Consider the following 16051-nt stretch of genomic DNA (forward strand, 5'->3'; position numbering starts at 1 on the left):
AAAAATCAACAACTTAGCGTTCATTAAGGTTTTTTAGTGTCCTACTACATCTTTGCATTTTAGGTACACGGCAAGGTACACTGATTCTAGCAAGGCAATTCGGTGTACCCATAATGGCAAAAACAACTGTTAAACTGACTCCTACGAAAATCAAATCATCTAAACCCAAAGATAAGGAATACAACCTATTTGATGGCGATGGTCTACGTCTACGCATTAAGCCCAATGGTTCAAAACACTGGATATTAAACTACTACAGACCATCAAATCGTAAGCGGGCCAACCTCAGCTTAGGTAAGTATCCAGACCTCTCTCTGGCTAACGCCCGTAAGATGACTCTCGAGGCCAAAGAGCTACTAGCACAAGGCATTGACCCTCAAGAAGAGAGAAAACGCCACCAGCTAGAGCAGAAGGCAAACCATGAGCACACGTTTATCAATGTGACGACTAAATGGTTTGAGATTAAAAAGGATGATGTCACACCTGATTATGCCGTGGATATCTGGCGTTCTCTTGAACTGCATATATTCCCCCAGCTATCTGATGTCCCGGTAAGAGACATTACTGCACCGCAGGTAATTGAGCTTCTCAAACCAATTGAAGCGAAGGGTAGCCTAGAAACTGTAAAACGCCTTGCACAGCGCCTCAATGAAGTAATGAACTATGCGACTAACTGTGGTTTGGTTCAGGCTAATCCGCTTACCGGTATCAAGGCTGCTTTCAAGAAGCCCAAAAAGGAAAACATGGCAGCACTAACACCGGCCGAGTTACCTGAACTAATGGGAGCAATTGCTAATGCTAGCATAAAGCGTACAACCCGCTGTTTAATCGAATGGCAGCTTCACACCATGACTAGACCAAGTGAAGCCTCTGGAGCTCGCTGGGAAGAAATTGATTGGGATGAAAAGGTATGGACAATCCCTCCTGAACGAATGAAAAAGCGCAGAGAGCATCGTATTCCGCTCACAGAGCAGATGCTTGAGTTACTTGAGGTGATAAAACCAATCAGTGGACACAGAGAGTTTATCTTCCCTTCTGACCGAGATCCTAAAAAGCCATGTAATAGCCAAACAGCGAATATGGCTCTCAAGCGTATGGGTTTCGCTGGTAGACTCGTTAGCCATGGTCTGCGCTCTCTTGCAAGTACTACACTCAATGAGCAAGGTTTTGAACCTGATTTGATTGAAGCTGCCTTGGCTCATGCTGATGACAACCAAGTTCGTAGCGCATATAACCGAACAGACTACCTAGAACGTCGCCGCCCAATGATGTGCTGGTGGAGTGGGCATATAGAAGAAGCCGCCAAAGGCAGCCTCTCTGTGACAGGAATGAAGCAACTCAAAGTAATTAATGTTGACTAAGTAGAGAATTTAATCCGAAATCAAGTACTTACTTTATTGTCTAAAGGTGCTATTTGACACAACATCAACTAGCTAATGAGAATCCCATTGAATTTAATAATGCAACTCCAGCCTGAGTAGACTCAGGTTGAGGATCCGGTTCAATTGTTTGTAGAATACTTCCAAGTAGCTCATCCTGAGTAAGTGCCAAAGTAGCCATCAAATTAGCTTGATGAATAGACTCTCTCTGTTCTTTGGCATTACTCGCTAGCTCTATTGCTTTTTCGGTCAAAGTCACTTTTTTCGCTGCAATATCGGTAGCCCCTATACAATCAGGACAAATTATTCTGAGCCAAGTAACATAGTTTGAATTCAATCGAGACGCCACTCTATCCTTAATTTGATACACCCGATTCCAAGTTTGATGAACTTCGTCATTCTCATCATTCAACTCAACTACCCAAGGTGTTTTCATTGCAACATTTTCTGCTACAAATTTAAACTTCAACCCCACGACAATATCGTTAGAAAAAGGATACTTAGCTTTTTTTCGCCCTGTTTTTTTGCAGTTACAAGGATCAAATGCGCCTTTTGATTTTGAATTACATTGATAACAACATGGTATGAGGTTTCTAAAATTTACAGCAGAAAAAGGATATTTTTCTTTCGGTAAGTAATGATCATATGCAGGCCGCCATTTTTTTATGGAAGTATCAGGTAATTGCTCTTCATAGTCTTGAATACCGCAGAAACAACACACTGAACCATTAACTTCTTTGAATGCCAGCCAATGGTCATAGAGCGTACTGTTATTATCACCATATTTAGCAATAGCTAATTGTTGTATTCGAGTGTTTTTCAATCCACTAGAATATAGATATTCACCCAACGACTTTAGCGACTTTTTAAACTGTTCCGGGTATGCCGAAAAGTCAACAATAGCAACTCGATCTTGGCATAGTCTCTTGGTACGTTGATGATTGATGTACATTCTTTTCAGCTGTTTCTTTTGACTCGGGTTTAAACTTTTTATTTGTTCAAAGACAGCTTTAAATTTTTTATCGATGTCATTCCTGGAATCATCGTGAACATCTATGAATTCAGTAGGAAAAAGGCTAGCTTTACGATACTGAGTCATAACAGAAGCCTTTTGAATGAAGTGTTTAAATACCTCATTCAGATAAACCATATTGGTCTCAACGTACTCTATCGGAAACAGCATTAAATAATCCTTTTTCGAGCATATTTATCAATAACCTTTTCTCAAATGAATCACCAAAATCCTTTTTGAGAATATCCACTTTTTCTTGAGTTGTGGAAGAGCTTTCAATCACTTCTTGTAATGCGGCTCGCGCAATCTCAGCCACTAACCCTTGCATATCAAATAACTCTTTTAACAACACGTCAAAAGATGCACCAAAAGTTTCATCTATCAAAGGCTGATAATCGACACCTTTTCCTTCAGCATTACGTGAAAACTTAAATACATTCCGTTTTTTACAGGCTGAAACTAGATAAGGCGAATGAGTTGAAATCAAAAACTCAGAGCTTTTTTGCGACGTCTCTAGCAGTTCATCAATTACCAGCACGAACTTAGCTCTCCACGCTGGATTGAAATGACTTTCCGGTTCATCAAGTAAAAAAATTGAATCTTGTTTTGCAAAATAAACTAAAGAGGTAAACACTTGGATAAATTGATGTTCTCCGTCACTCAGGTTCAAATAGTGGGTTTCCGCTAACGGATCTTGGACTAGCACTTTTAACTCGGTTTCAGGAATACTAAATACTTGGTGGATCTTGTTTTTACTACTGGAAATTAGATTTAAACTATACAGCTCGTAAAGCTCCTCAAAGAAATCCTGTGCTGTCCCAAACTCTTTAAAAAAAGCATCCTTACTTTGTTCACAAAGAAAGAAATCCATCTCATAACTACGGCTATTACCTTGCTCATTACTATTCACTATTAAAGCACAACGCTTTAATTTTTCTAAAACTCGCTCCATACGCTGCGAAAGGACAATTCTTCCAGCATCTGTATCAATCACTATTTGAAAAGATAACAACTGCCTTAAATGAATAAACTCACTAAACTTACTCAATAGTCGTTGTGATGAATCAGCACTTGGAAAACCATTTCGTCCACTTTTCCCACCAAAAATGAATGCAGTTAAAAGCGACAACTTAGTCGAATCTCTATCTAAAAACATGGTACGAGAAAGAGCACGACTACCTTGTTCTCCTTCTCTGACTTCCTTTCGAATACGCTCAAACTCTTGCTCACGTAACTCATGAAAAAGAGCACTAATCGTTTCATTATGTCCTGATGAATAACCAACAATATTCGAAGGCATTATCAATGGTAACTCTTCTGGTAATAAGGCCTGACCATCAGCCATAATCTCCAGTGGTTTGCCAGTTTCACCAGTTACGACTACATTTTTATGCGTTCGAGATGGCAACAAATGGTATTCAAAACGAAAGTTAGCACTGACCGCTGGCTTCGCTTTATTGGTATTACGCCATAACCTGTCTAACTCAAAAAAAATCTTTGCTAAAATCTCCAGCAACTTAGATTTACCAGAACCATTTAGACCCACGAAACACAACGGCTCTAACGCATTAGACTCATGGCGATCATTATCAAAGTTGAACTCATAGGCTTGTAGTGAGTTGTTAGGGTCACTATAATGCAGACTAATTAACTTCATTTCCCCTCCAAAAGCCGTAATAAATAATCACCAGTTTTAGCATCCCAGCTATCGACCTCCAATAAAGGATCGCTTAAATTAGGAATACCTTTTAATAAATTCATAACCAATATTTTTAGTGAGTTATACTCGTCTTGAAAATTAGTCACAGAGCGAAATTGTTCAACCGTGAATTTCGCATCCTTTAAAGCACTTTTTGCTTTATTAATCTCAGCTTGATACTGTAGCCTTAAACTATCCCTTTCTGCACCCTCTCTCGCATCTAAGTTAATTTGATCGTTTTTTTCCAGTTGTTCCAGAGAGTTTTTAGAAACTCTGTGCGTAAATTTAGCTTCTGAAGTTATCGGTTTTCGGTGCTTTTTTAATACTGTTTTTTTCTTTAACTTATTAGCAACCATTTCAGACTCAATGAGCTTTAATAACTCACTAGCTGATTCATCCGTAGGTTCTTGCGGCACCAATTGGCCATTAAAGGCTTTAACTAAAATCGACTGAGTTAAACGATTTAAATACTTTTTTGAGGCCAAATATTGATATTCGAATAAATCAGCCCGAGAAAACAACTCGCTCACTCTTCTTACTATTTCTAACTGCTCATCTATTTCAGGCAAATCAAATTCATAAGCTTGAAGTTTTTTAGCATTTATATTTGATTGGCTTACACCATCAGTTTTAACTTGCCAGCAATAATCTCGTGCATGAGGGCTATTTAACTGAATATTTAGAAATTCAGTATCGAGATGTTCGCTTCCTTTTATTCGAATCAAGTAACCTGCATAAATCGCTTTTTGTTCTCCACGATAAATGGATGTCTTACCAACTAGCTCAGGACTATTTGTACGGTTGAAAAGTACATCGCCTTTTTCCAGTAAGTATTTGTCTATCTCCTCTTTATCGGACGTATAGACCAAGTTATCCCAATGAAGCTGCCCACCCTGCAAATTCCCCATACGTAGTACAGGTACTTCCCCCTCAGGTTTTGACTTTGCAGATGAACCGTAATTGAAGCCTCTACCCACACTTTTTAATTGCACTCTTGGCCACTGATGCTCTTTACCTTCACGCCACTCTCTTGTTAACTCACCAGATGTGGCTGCGGCGAGGACTGATTGACGGAAGCGTTTTAGGATATCGGGAATTTTATCAAGGCGCTCTTGTGCATGATCGACTTTGGCCAAAATCGAATCAAGTTTATCCGCAATGCGGATCTGCTCATTTAATGGTGCTAACCTAAAAGGTAGCTTCTTTGCAACGGCTCCGGATAACTCCTTAAAAGTAGTCCCTGAACCCCAGCTTTCTGCAAGGTCCTTAATACTTTTTAAATAGTAATAAGCATAGGTTGAATTAACGTGGTCTGTGAAAATAAAGCTTTTGAATCCCTGGTTCGTACTAATTTCATTTTCTGCGATAGCAACATAACCTATCGGGGCTCGACTACTAAAAAGAAGAGTCCCCTTAGGCATCAATTTGGCAGAGCTACTATCAAGCCCTTTTGGGCTTAAATCACGTCTTCCATTTGCAATTTCTTTTTGCTTATAACCACTCAAATCAGCGGGAGTTACCCAAGCTATTCCGGCACCAGGTTCAGCAAAATTTAATTCATCTCCAGCTTTAGGCGTACCACCAGAAACTACCAGTGCCAAATTTCCAATTTCAGTTTCAACCCAGTTAAATGGCAACTTATTCACAGCGCCACCTCATCCGATTCTTCAATTGAACCTAGTTCAATTAAAATCGCTTGCAACTCTTGCATTGCTCCTGCCATTTCTTCTATGGCTTCGTTAATCAGAACATCAGGCTCTGGTAAGTTAACACTGTCTTCTGAGTTTTGGTCACGGATCCATTCTAAATTGAGTGAGTCATCTTTTTTGGCAATTTCTTCACGGCTAAAGCAACGCAAACGGCAAGTATCAGCATTGCCAATTTCACTGCCACCCTTATGCTTTTCAATAAAAGCGTGACGAGCAACTTCGTCAACTTGAGTAAGGTCACTGCCAACGGCTTTGTAAAATTCATCAAAATGAGATGGTATTAATGTGGTACGTTTACCAAATTTAGGCATATTTGCGCGTAAGTCGTACACCCAAACATTTTTAGTTTGCCCTTTGTCTTTTTTTACATCGCTTGGCTTTGAGAAAAAAAGAATATTAGTTTTGACCCCTGCGGCATAAAAAATACCGGTTGGTAAGCGAAGAATGGTGTGTAGATTACACTTGTCCATTAAATCGCTACGTATAGTTTTCCCGATACCACTTTCAAATAATGCATTATCAGGCAATATGACCGCGGCCCGACCACCCGGCTTAAGTATTTTGTGATACATCAAATGCAAAAAAGCGAGTTGCTTATTGCCAGTGTAATGTTCTAAATCATCACGTGTAGGAACACCACCTCCCATTTTGTTACCAAAAGGAGGATTGGCTAATATCAAAGTCGCATCAGGCAAGTCTTTACCTTCATTTGATAAAGTATCACCAAATAAAACACCCGATTTGTCATCGTTCACCGCGATGTCGTGCAACATCATATTCATCATGGCCAAACGTCGAGTCATTGGCACAAATTCCATACCAAAATAAGTACCGCTTTGATATTTTTTATAATCTTTACTCGATAACTCTTTAATCTTCTTCTTATCAGGGTACATATAATGGTTAGCACTAACTAAGAAACCACCAGTACCTGCCGCAGGGTCCACAATAACGTCCTTTAGAGTGGGTTTCATTAATTCAACCATTGCGTTAATTAATACCCTAGGCGTAAAGTATTGACCTGCTCCTGATTTAACTTCTTGGGCATTAATTTCAAGTAATCCCTCATACATGTCACCAAGCCCTTCGTTTTTAACCTGATACCAATCTAATTTGTCTATTTGGTCAACCAAGCTGTGTAAAGTAGCTGTGTTACGAATAATAGTATTGGCATTAGAGTAAATTCTTTGAGCAATTAACGAGCCATGAGAACCTAAGTGAATGAGTAGTTTCTTGTATTCTTCTAATTTGATTTCTTCATCTACAGCTTTTAAATCGCTCCAACGATAACCTTCAGGTATGTTCACCGTGCCCGATTTGGTATCTACCTCAGTTTCTGTCTCTTGAGCCATTTTAAGGAATACAAGGAAAGTAAGTTCGTTCATATATTCGTGATAGGAAACGCCATCATCACGGAGTAAATTACACAGATTCCACAGTTTAGCTACAAGATCTTGAGTGCTCATGTTTTTACCTAATGTTGCTCATTTTTTATGAATAAATTGTAATGCAAATATTGTCTCATTGACTTGTTGATAGCTGCATGTCGGATAGAGCTAGTGATACGAGCGACAATACCTTCCTTTTCACCTCACGCTAGGCGATAGGTGGATCTTGCTCTCTAAACTTGATTTCTTCAAGCACTAATGCCCATTATTTAAAGCTTTAACGGATTAGCTAACATGGGCCCAAACTGCTATAGCAATGTAAGCACCTCCATGTTTTGCCATTCTCCGAACCTATCGAGATACCAATGAAGTAATCGTGTCAATGCTGTAAAGTCATAGTACAAAACACAGTGCATGCTACCGGTCAATAGTCTTACTGTGATTAGACTTATTCCAATGCCTTTTGACTGTAGCTATTCCCACCCCCAATGCCTCTGCTGTTTTAGATTGAGATAAACCCTCCGCTTTCTTAGCTTGAACTGAGAGGGTCGTAGCATGAGCTTCTGGTCGGCCTAACTTTTTCCCTTGAGCCTTAGCTCGATCTAGCCCTTCTTTCGTTCGCTCCCGAATCCGGTTGCGCTCAAACTCAGCAAAAGCCGAAAACATTTGCAGCATCAATTTACCTTCCGCACTCGATAGGTCAGCCACAGGTAAATCTAAGCAAACAACCTTCACTCCTTTATCAGTGAGTAGATTGATGGTGTTTTGTACGTCAATGTTGTCTCGCCCTAAACGATCGAGTTTCAGGACCACCAGCATATCTCCGCTTTCCATCTGGTGGTTGATTAGCAGTTTAAACTTCTCTCGTTTCATCGCTTCAACCGAACCAGAGACAGTTTCACTTACGACACGCGAATCTGTCACTTCATAGCCTTTCTGGCGGATAGCAATTATTTGGTTCTCAGTAGACTGCTCAGTCGTAGAAACACGGCAGTATGCAAATGTACGCATTAATCACTCTTATCTAGTTTTGGTATCAAGTATAGGGGTATCATAAACTTTTAGCATCATAAACAAAATGCCCTAATTTGATGATACCCACAGAATAAAATAAAAGCTGGTATCAACATACGAATGTTTTTTGATACCAGCTCAGCTAGAACAATTTGGTGAAGATTACTTGTTTCCCATCATTTGTTGAAACTGCATAAATTGCTTGAACTGCTCTTCCATATCCGGAGGTGTCCCCTTTGCAGGTTTAGCTAACTTCCTTAAAAGTTCTGCTTGTTTGTAGTCAGGAACATCGCCATAGCTATAAAAAGTCGTCAATACCCCTTCATGCCCCAAGTTCTGACTCCAAGCCTTAAACTCTTCCGCTTTGCTACATAGCTGCTCCCCCAGTCTGACTAATGTGTTCCTAAAACTGTGCGGGTTGTAATATGGTAAATCAGCCAGTTGAAACGACTGCTTGAAAATACGACGAATAGGCCCTGCAGTAGACCAATGCTCTCGCTGTAACCCCATAACTTCAAACTGTCTACTGGGTGTGTTCCTAACTTTTGTTTTTGGGAATAAAGGGTCGTCTGGGCCAAATGAAAGCTCTTTGGTCAAGTACTGGACCCAGTCTGTGAAAATTGCCAAAGGCAACTCGCCCACCGGAAAGAAATAAGTCGTGAAGGTTTTACTGAACTTGGTATTAACCTCTCGAGCATCTTGATACAGACTTTGATCAGCAAGGTCGATATGTTTTAACTTCAATGATGCTATTGCACTATCTCTCGCCCCTGTCAGTAAAGTAAAAGCAACCAAAGCTCGATCTCTCATCTCAACGCTCGTAACACACGGCATCGCTTCAAGAACTTTGCAAACTTGTTCAACGGTAGGGACTGGTTTTTTACGTTTAGTAATAGCGATACGAGCATCTTTCTCCGACAAGTTAAAATACTCAGTATCACTATAAGTGATGCGAGAACGATACCCATTCTGCAAAGCAAGCCATTGGAAGAACACTTTGAGATGACGCAATGTTGTATGCACGGTTGCCTTACTAAGAGGCTCATTTGTTGTCACACTTTTTCGAGCCAATAAATGCTTCTTGAATCCTACTGCTTGCTGGAAGTTAAACAGTTTAAAATCTTTAAATTTCGTGTACTCCTCAAAACGATTAATCGCCTTCATAACACCATCAACAGTCTTATCATCTAGCTGTTTGGCTTCCTTCAAAAATAGGCTGTACATTTTGGTTGAACGAACGTTATTTACATTATGCTTTTGCATATTCTTCAGTTCCTAATGCTAGGTACAATTCAGGAGAGGTCTAACTCTCATACTTATGTGTTTTTGTGCTGACGGTACTTTCCCCCAGCAATTCATGACGTATCACATTTAAGCTCCGCCAACTGAAGTACTTATTGACCTTTGAGTTGCACTTGCTGCAACGAGCAAATACTCTCCCAACGCCCCCCGACTCCTGCACAAACATCACCGTGCTAGAACTAGGTCGATTTGGCTCTCGGCACCTCAAACAATAGATCTCTGAAGGTTTGCATTGACTCCTATTCCGCTTACGCTGCTGGCGAATATATATCTTCAAGTCAGTCCCTAAGATTAAAAGTGGACGTCTATCATCAATGATTGGTAAACCGCTTTTTATCCAATTTCGAACTGTTCTTTTGTGGACGCTGAAGGTATTAGCAGCCTCTTCTACTGTATAGCTACGATGGATCTTCACTAAATTTGGGTTCAGTTTTTTAGTAGCCATAAACTCTCCAAATAATCAGTTGTGAAATACAAATAGAAAGCTGCACACATCTGACATACAACAAGCACAGATCTAGAAACTCGTGATCGTTACGCATGTTCAACTCCGCTATTTCTGCTAACGGAAACCCTTTCCTCTAACCACTGGTCAACTTCTTGCTTGAGCCAACCAACAGCTCTATCTCCCAATGAGATAGATTGAGGGAAATCACCTTTCGACATACGTAAATAAATAGTGCTACGTGACAAGCCAGTACCTTTCATTACTTCTGGCAATCGAATGATTTGAATAGACATAAAAAAACCTCTTGGTTACTTATTGAATGACCAAAAGGTTATTGGGAAAGGGATGCTCAAAAACGCAATTGCGGAAAGCAAACACTCAATTGCGTTATTAGGTTTTGTTAAAAGTAGGCGAATTCAATTAGCTTGAACTTTCTCTGATCTGCTTCAGAATTTTACGAAGGGTATTTTCTGATATTGGCGTTCCTGCTTTCTCTGTTATTAATTGTATAGATGAAACAACGCCTCTTTCAGAAGGGTCGATTTTTAACTCCCCTAGCAAAGCACTAATAAGAGCAAGGAGCTTATTTCGCTCAGTTGTTCCGAGCGGTTTGTCCTCTTGTATTGGGGCTGTATTAAGCACTTTTTCTTCACTTAACGAACGAATAAGCCTATCAACCTCATCTTTTCTAACAACTAGCTCATGATCGTAATAATCTAGCGTTCGACAGTCTGCCCTTACTTCCTTAGAGGCCAAACTATCACTTCCATCAATAACATTAGAGCTAGTTTCGATTCGTGATTTAAGCCCCTTCAACTTACCAAATACTGAGTTTTTCTTTAGAATTACGACGTCCAGTGCAGCGCTCCTCCACGCTGGGGTTCCCTCCTCAAAACTCAAAAGCTCATCAACAATCATGACTTCTCGACCAAGCATACTAAGGTCCCAAATTCCTTCCGAAACCATAATGCCATCCTCAAAGAAGAGTCTTCGATGAAGCCCAAGGGCAACCGTATTGTTCTCATTTGCACTATATGGCAGGCATGATTCTTCGACTTCATGGCCTGGGGATATTTCTATATAACTGTTAAATTTCACTGACAACGTAAGGTATCTATCTAATGCAAACTTACATATGTCAGCTACTGTAACCTTCTCTTCGAAGGCTGAGCTAAGATATAAGCTTGCTTCCTCTAAAGATAAGTACTTTTTAATATTCAATAACTTACTCATCTATTTTCTCATTTTTCTACTTAGTGCAGCGTAGCTTACCAATAAGACTGAGTGGATTCACGAACTGAGATGTATAACTACGAAAAACACCAGCCTTTTTGTGGCTGGTGCTTTTTGAGATCCGATTCCATTTAAGAGAGCTAAATTTAGCTACAGGTAACAAAAGATAAGTGTGCTGCCATCTAAATCATGAACAACTAAAACATCTCAACATTTGTGTATTTAACTATCGGGATTAAATCAAAAATCTGATGCGAATGGCATTTTTTTGTCAATAACTTCAGTTCCTTGACCAACTGTTCACGCACATCATAACAAGTTTTTTTATACGCCTGTTCAATTGCTTCTGGAAACGAAATTAACCTCTCTCCATTGCGAGAAAAACTTGTATTGAAAGACTCATCAATATCAAGCTCATTACACCTGCCAATGCTAGCTAAGTTAGCACTAAATAAAGAAGCAAACTCTAAAGCCCCTTTTTCTTCGCAGTACATGTTGTTCTTACCTGCCAAATGTTTCTGGTAATCACTAAAACTGAATACATCAGGAGCCTCAACCCCCATAGCATTAAGAGCGGAATACCACCTATAGTCAGTGCGGATATCAATAGTCTCATACCAGTGGGAAATTGAGTCGTCACAATACTCAGGAATAGTACGATACGTAATACTGCCTTCCACTTCTTTGACTATTTCATTTACTAGGAAAGTGATAATTTCATCTTCAGTTTGAAAAATAAGCAGCAAGCGATGGGAATTACGTATTGAGCTGAGTTCAGACTTGAGCAAGGCAACTTCTTCGGCAGATAAAACGGCACACCTTTGAGCGTTTCCTACCGCAATATCGTAAGCTTCCCGAACAATCTTATAGGTTTTCTCATCAAATATATCAAAAGGTTTATTGGCGGAACTGGGAACATAATATGAGTCGTTAAACAAAGGCTTAACATAGGCCTCTCTCGAACTTGAAAAGCGATCTACCTTGAGCACCCGTGTCCGCGAGCTTGCAGAAAAACAGAGTTCATCACTCTCAAAGGTTAGAATTTGCATGGAAAGTAGTGTTTGAAACACAGCGCTATTAACTGACAACTCGAGTTCTGGAAACACAGAGGACAGAACCCTAGCACATAGTTGGCGGAGCTGAGTTTCTTGTAGACCTAAAGCCTTCATTTCACTTTGCAAACGGGGCCATATTGATATGCAACCCGACGAAACCTCTTCCCACTTAAGTGCGATTATCAAGCCTCTTGATAGAAACTGGTGGATTTCATTCGGAGTTAAATCAAAGAAGATTCGAGCAAGAAGACTGTCTCGCTCTTTGAACTTCAAGGGTTTATCGATCTCACTAAGATATGATTCGAATGCCCCTTGCATAGCTTGATATGTTTTTTTGTTGCGTAGATACATAGCTGATAATCCGTACTATTGTACTGAAAACTACTATCTATAGCTGGCTTAAATTTAATAGTGGTCTTCTGTACCTATAGCTAACAGCCTGTAAAGAGAATATCTAGGACAATAAGACTAGATACACATTTTATTGCGTTTTACGACAGAGGCAGGTAACGCCAGCAACCCATGTATGTCATCCGTTTTAAAGACTAACAAACAATGACATACCCAACAACAAGTGAAATGATGAAAGAAGTCGACTAACATCACGGCTTTATTGAGCGCCTCACATACTTCACGGCGTTACTTGCTCTGCAGCTTATTACAACTCATAGTTCAAAAATTTATATAATCATTCGCAATAGCTACTCACTCTATTGCTAGAGAGAAAAAAAGTTAGGTACTATGAATACATAAGACTATCGAGGAAATAGCCATGCGAATAACAAAGAGACGTCCTCTTCACGTTGGTGAAGTACTTCATTTAGAATTTATGCAACCAATGGGGCTAACGGTCTTAGAGCTAGCACGCTTGCTAGACATTCAAGATTCTCAGGCACAAGAGCTCTTGAATGGTCATCCAATATCAGAAGAAATGGCTACACGCCTTGCGTCTGCGTTTGGGAATACTCCTGAGTTTTGGAGCAAATTACAATTAGCGGTAGACCAGTGGCGAACTAAAGAAGTTAACTAACACAAAGAGCCTAGACGCTATGCAGTTCACAGAATGAACCTTACGACTTTTTAGGGTTAACGCCCGTTGATACCAGTCAAGCGTCACATTTTTGTCCCTATTTTTCGAGTAGCGTACATTGATAGGTACACCACAAGGTACATCAATAAAAATCAAACCAACCAAATTATAATTATAACAAAGACTTAATAAACCAGATCAACTTACGCCAGCCCACCAAACGTTTGGAAAGCCCCAACTCTAGTGAGTTGGGGCTTTTTGTATTCAGCATCAGCGATGATTAAAACGCTTGTACTGTTTTGTACGCACACATTGCTCGCGCTTTCTCACTTCCCTCAGTTTTATTTTGCTCGAAACAATGGCGATATGACGCAATGTATTGGTTGAATGCTTCCATTGCAGCGGGTTTAGGTTGATTTAATAACGTCTCAATAAATTGACGCGATCCGATTTCAAAATGCTGGGTGTCTATCGGCGTATTCCAATCACCGCCCCAGATAAGAAATCCATGGTGTGCGAAAAGTGCTGTGACGTCTTCGGCCATGCCCTGACGTTCGATCTCATTTCTAGCTCGAAAACGAGTTCGGTTGATGTAGTTATCTACTGATTGAGTCGGTTTTACCGTAATTTTTCCATCTGGCCCAAACTCTAGAAATGGGTTTTGTACCGGGTTGATATCAATGGCGACACCATAAGCATGTTTCGACCAACTAGACCCTCCAGTGATGGGGCGCGCATTGAAAGCGCTACTATTGTTCGCGGCCATCGAAGCATTATCATCACCTTTGAATTCACGCATCAAACGAGCAGAATGAAGAGGAAACTGACGTTTATGCAGTTCTGTAAAAATCCGCTCAACGGAAGGCGCTACAACATCGAACACGATCATGCTGCCTTGCTTCGTTTGACCATCAAAAGTGACGAAGTCGAAATCCACTTTAGAAAGCCTATCACAGCCTACCGGAGCACCTTCACTCAATACTCCCTGCTTCTTCATCATGTCACATTGCCATTCCGAAACAGGAGCGACTTTAGCGTACCCCGTCGAACTCAATAAGACAGCGAGCAAGCCCAGCCAATGTTTTTTCATTTCACTTATCTCAACGGATTCCCTGAAGGTGGACTTATTCTAGCGAATTGACTGATTAGGCGAGATATTTAAAGCACTGAATTTACGTCAAATTGTGATTCTGACTCCGAGAAGCTTTCAAGTGCGTGTTAGGAATGAAAGTAACGCTGGGAATCAGTTGAAAAACGGATAGAAAAACTCAATAGAAAGCCAACCACTTCCTACTGAGTTTTTGCAATGTTGATTTCATTAACTTTCGTTGCCTTTGAAACTGTTCACCGCGGAGGCAACACTTTCGGCACCTGTATATATCTCATCCATCGTCTCTGAGACGGTTTGAATTTTGCCGCTGGCTTCCTGAGCGACATAATTGACATCATTCATCGCCTGCGTGACTTCTTTGGTCAGTGACATATTTTTGTTGACCACCTGCGTGATTTCTTCCGTAGACTCTGATGTCCTTGAAGCCAACTTACGCACTTCGTCGGCCACCACAGCAAACCCTCGGCCTTGGTCACCAGCGCGTGCCGCCTCGATAGCAGCATTCAGTGCTAACAAGTTGGTTTGCTCTGCAATGCTGCCTATGGTTTTTACAATTTCAGAGACATCATCCGAAAGCGATGCTAGCTCCTCAACCTGACTGATCGATACCGTAAGGTTATCCATCATTCTTTGCGAAATTCCCACAGTATCTTGCAAGACCTGATTGCCTTCCTGAGCCACTTGCGAAGTTTGTAGTGCGGTTGAATAAGCGATGTTTGCCGCTTCCGAGATCGCCATTTCGCGATTCACATCATCGGTGATGTCTGAAGCAAATTTCACCACTTTATACACTTCTCCTTTCTCGTTGCGCACTGGGCTGTAAGATGCCTGAATCCACAACTCCTCCCCGTAGCTGGTCTTACGTAAGAATCGGCCCGAGAAAGCACGACCTTGAGCCAGTTCGCGCCAGAAGTTTGGGTTTTCATGATAAAAATCATCAAAACAAAACATGCGGTGATGCTGCCCCTGAACCTGCTCAATTGCGTAACCCAAACCAGAGAGGAAGTTCTTATTCGCGTCAAGAATGGTACCGTCGGGCTGAAACTCAATCACGGCAAAGTTTTGATGAAGCGCCGTAATAAGATCTTTATCCGCCTGAGCTTTCTTAACTTTCTCAGTGACGTCACTGGCAATTTTCATCACACTTTTCACACTACCAGTGTCATCAAAAATGGGAAAGTAAGTCGCTTCAATAATGACCAAATCCCCCGTTTTACTGTAGCGTTCAAAAGTACCTGATTTCACTTCACCTCTCGCCAAAGATTGCCAGAACTGAGTGTAATCAGCGCTCTGGGTATAACTCTTATCGCAGAATATTCGATGATGCTTACCCATTAGCTCTTCAGGTTGGTAACCCATTGCCTGTAAAAACAGTGGACTGGCATTTTGGATGTGCCCCTCAGTATCGAACTCAATGGTCACTAACGACTTGCTCATAGAGGCAACAATCAGATGATTGTGATGCTGAAGGCTAAGCTTTTGTTCAGATTCTTCATTATTTTTGTCAAATGGCCACATAACTTACACACTCTTCATGCTCAATGAATTGCTTTAAGTATGGTTGCTGGTTCAAATTATGCACACACCTCTAAAGGGGTAGCAATATCTGTCGCTCTCAAAGACTTAGAACGCACTTTTTCATGAAAGTGGAGTGAGAACATTGGTTTAGCT

Annotated in this window: 14 protein-coding genes; 2 read left to right on the forward strand and 12 right to left on the reverse strand. The window is 40.7% G+C overall.

Features of this window, described 5'->3' with window-relative positions; genetic code table 11:
• Positions 1 to 113 precede the first annotated feature (113 nt).
• Positions 114 to 1361 (forward strand): integrase domain-containing protein, encoded by a 1248-nt coding sequence (locus tag VIC_RS10425; RefSeq protein ID WP_006959633.1) that lies wholly within the window; start codon positions 114 to 116, stop codon positions 1359 to 1361.
• 64 nt (positions 1362 to 1425) lie between these two features.
• Here VIC_RS10425 and VIC_RS10430 read toward each other — a convergent pair whose 3' ends face one another.
• The 10 genes from VIC_RS10430 to VIC_RS10470 form a co-directional block, all read right to left on the reverse strand.
• Complete coding sequence (locus VIC_RS10430) at positions 1426 to 2562, reverse strand: HNH endonuclease family protein (RefSeq protein ID WP_006959634.1); 1137 nt, start codon at positions 2560 to 2562, stop codon at positions 1426 to 1428.
• Positions 2537 to 4048 (reverse strand): AAA family ATPase, encoded by a 1512-nt coding sequence (locus VIC_RS10435; protein WP_006959635.1) that lies wholly within the window; start codon positions 4046 to 4048, stop codon positions 2537 to 2539. The genes VIC_RS10430 and VIC_RS10435 overlap by 26 nt, the downstream gene beginning before the upstream one ends.
• Positions 4045 to 5736, reverse strand: coding sequence for a restriction endonuclease subunit S (locus tag VIC_RS10440; protein WP_006959636.1), 1692 nt, complete (start codon positions 5734 to 5736; stop codon positions 4045 to 4047). Before VIC_RS10440 ends, VIC_RS10435 begins: the two co-directional genes overlap by 4 nt.
• On the reverse strand, positions 5733 to 7265 hold the full coding sequence (locus tag VIC_RS10445) for a class I SAM-dependent DNA methyltransferase (RefSeq protein WP_006959638.1): 1533 nt from the start codon (positions 7263 to 7265) through the stop codon (positions 5733 to 5735). The genes VIC_RS10440 and VIC_RS10445 overlap by 4 nt, the downstream gene beginning before the upstream one ends.
• Positions 7266 to 7604: 339 nt before the next feature.
• Entirely contained in the window at positions 7605 to 8198 is a 594-nt protein-coding gene (locus VIC_RS10450; protein WP_006959640.1) for a recombinase family protein, read from the reverse strand.
• A gap of 165 nt (positions 8199 to 8363) precedes the next feature.
• Complete coding sequence (locus tag VIC_RS10455) at positions 8364 to 9464, reverse strand: tyrosine-type recombinase/integrase (protein ID WP_006959642.1); 1101 nt, start codon at positions 9462 to 9464, stop codon at positions 8364 to 8366.
• 40 nt (positions 9465 to 9504) lie between these two features.
• Positions 9505 to 9948 carry a helix-turn-helix domain-containing protein gene (locus VIC_RS26295; protein ID WP_080555929.1) on the reverse strand — a complete coding sequence of 148 codons (444 nt, stop codon included), beginning with the start codon at positions 9946 to 9948 and terminating at the stop codon, positions 9505 to 9507.
• A gap of 89 nt (positions 9949 to 10037) precedes the next feature.
• On the reverse strand, positions 10038 to 10244 hold the full coding sequence (locus tag VIC_RS10460) for a helix-turn-helix transcriptional regulator (RefSeq protein WP_006959644.1): 207 nt from the start codon (positions 10242 to 10244) through the stop codon (positions 10038 to 10040).
• A gap of 127 nt (positions 10245 to 10371) precedes the next feature.
• The gene (locus VIC_RS10465) at positions 10372 to 11184 is read right to left on the reverse strand and encodes a hypothetical protein (protein ID WP_006959646.1); all 813 of its coding nucleotides are present in this window, start codon (positions 11182 to 11184) and stop codon (positions 10372 to 10374) included.
• Positions 11185 to 11381: 197 nt separating this feature from the next.
• Positions 11382 to 12590 (reverse strand): hypothetical protein, encoded by a 1209-nt coding sequence (locus VIC_RS10470; RefSeq protein ID WP_006959648.1) that lies wholly within the window; start codon positions 12588 to 12590, stop codon positions 11382 to 11384.
• A gap of 421 nt (positions 12591 to 13011) precedes the next feature.
• On the opposite strand from VIC_RS10470, the gene VIC_RS10475 reads away from it, so the two are divergent.
• On the forward strand, positions 13012 to 13269 hold the full coding sequence (locus tag VIC_RS10475) for a HigA family addiction module antitoxin (RefSeq protein ID WP_006959650.1): 258 nt from the start codon (positions 13012 to 13014) through the stop codon (positions 13267 to 13269).
• Between the two features lie 280 nt (positions 13270 to 13549).
• Here the strand turns inward: VIC_RS10475 and VIC_RS10480 are convergent, their stop codons facing one another.
• Positions 13550 to 14359: a M15 family metallopeptidase gene (locus VIC_RS10480; RefSeq protein WP_006959652.1), complete on the reverse strand. Its 810-nt coding sequence runs from the start codon at positions 14357 to 14359 to the stop codon at positions 13550 to 13552.
• Positions 14360 to 14587: 228 nt separating this feature from the next.
• On the reverse strand, positions 14588 to 15898 hold the full coding sequence (locus VIC_RS27205; RefSeq protein WP_006959654.1) for a methyl-accepting chemotaxis protein: 1311 nt from the start codon (positions 15896 to 15898) through the stop codon (positions 14588 to 14590).
• Between the last annotated feature and the right edge of the window lie 153 nt (positions 15899 to 16051).

It is taken from the genome of Vibrio coralliilyticus ATCC BAA-450 (genome assembly GCF_000176135.1).
Lineage (GTDB): Bacteria > Pseudomonadota > Gammaproteobacteria > Enterobacterales > Vibrionaceae > Vibrio > Vibrio coralliilyticus.

Bases quoted from the DNA above. Each gene is read 5' to 3' on its own strand.
- VIC_RS10475 (WP_006959650.1), top strand. From the start codon at position 13,012: ATGCGAATAACAAAGAGACGTCCTCTTCACGTTGGTGAAGTACTTCAT.
- VIC_RS10460 (WP_006959644.1), bottom strand. From the start codon at position 10,244: ATGTCTATTCAAATCATTCGATTGCCAGAAGTAATGAAAGGTACTGGC.
- VIC_RS10450 (WP_006959640.1), bottom strand. From the start codon at position 8,198: ATGCGTACATTTGCATACTGCCGTGTTTCTACGACTGAGCAGTCTACT.
- VIC_RS10445 (WP_006959638.1), bottom strand. From the start codon at position 7,265: ATGAGCACTCAAGATCTTGTAGCTAAACTGTGGAATCTGTGTAATTTA.
- VIC_RS10435 (WP_006959635.1), bottom strand. From the start codon at position 4,048: ATGAAGTTAATTAGTCTGCATTATAGTGACCCTAACAACTCACTACAA.
- VIC_RS26295 (WP_080555929.1), bottom strand. From the start codon at position 9,948: ATGGCTACTAAAAAACTGAACCCAAATTTAGTGAAGATCCATCGTAGC.
- VIC_RS27205 (WP_006959654.1), bottom strand. From the start codon at position 15,898: ATGTGGCCATTTGACAAAAATAATGAAGAATCTGAACAAAAGCTTAGC.
- VIC_RS10465 (WP_006959646.1), bottom strand. From the start codon at position 11,184: ATGAGTAAGTTATTGAATATTAAAAAGTACTTATCTTTAGAGGAAGCA.
- VIC_RS10470 (WP_006959648.1), bottom strand. From the start codon at position 12,590: ATGTATCTACGCAACAAAAAAACATATCAAGCTATGCAAGGGGCATTC.
- VIC_RS10455 (WP_006959642.1), bottom strand. From the start codon at position 9,464: ATGCAAAAGCATAATGTAAATAACGTTCGTTCAACCAAAATGTACAGC.
- VIC_RS10480 (WP_006959652.1), bottom strand. From the start codon at position 14,359: ATGAAAAAACATTGGCTGGGCTTGCTCGCTGTCTTATTGAGTTCGACG.
- VIC_RS10430 (WP_006959634.1), bottom strand. From the start codon at position 2,562: ATGCTGTTTCCGATAGAGTACGTTGAGACCAATATGGTTTATCTGAAT.
- VIC_RS10425 (WP_006959633.1), top strand. From the start codon at position 114: ATGGCAAAAACAACTGTTAAACTGACTCCTACGAAAATCAAATCATCT.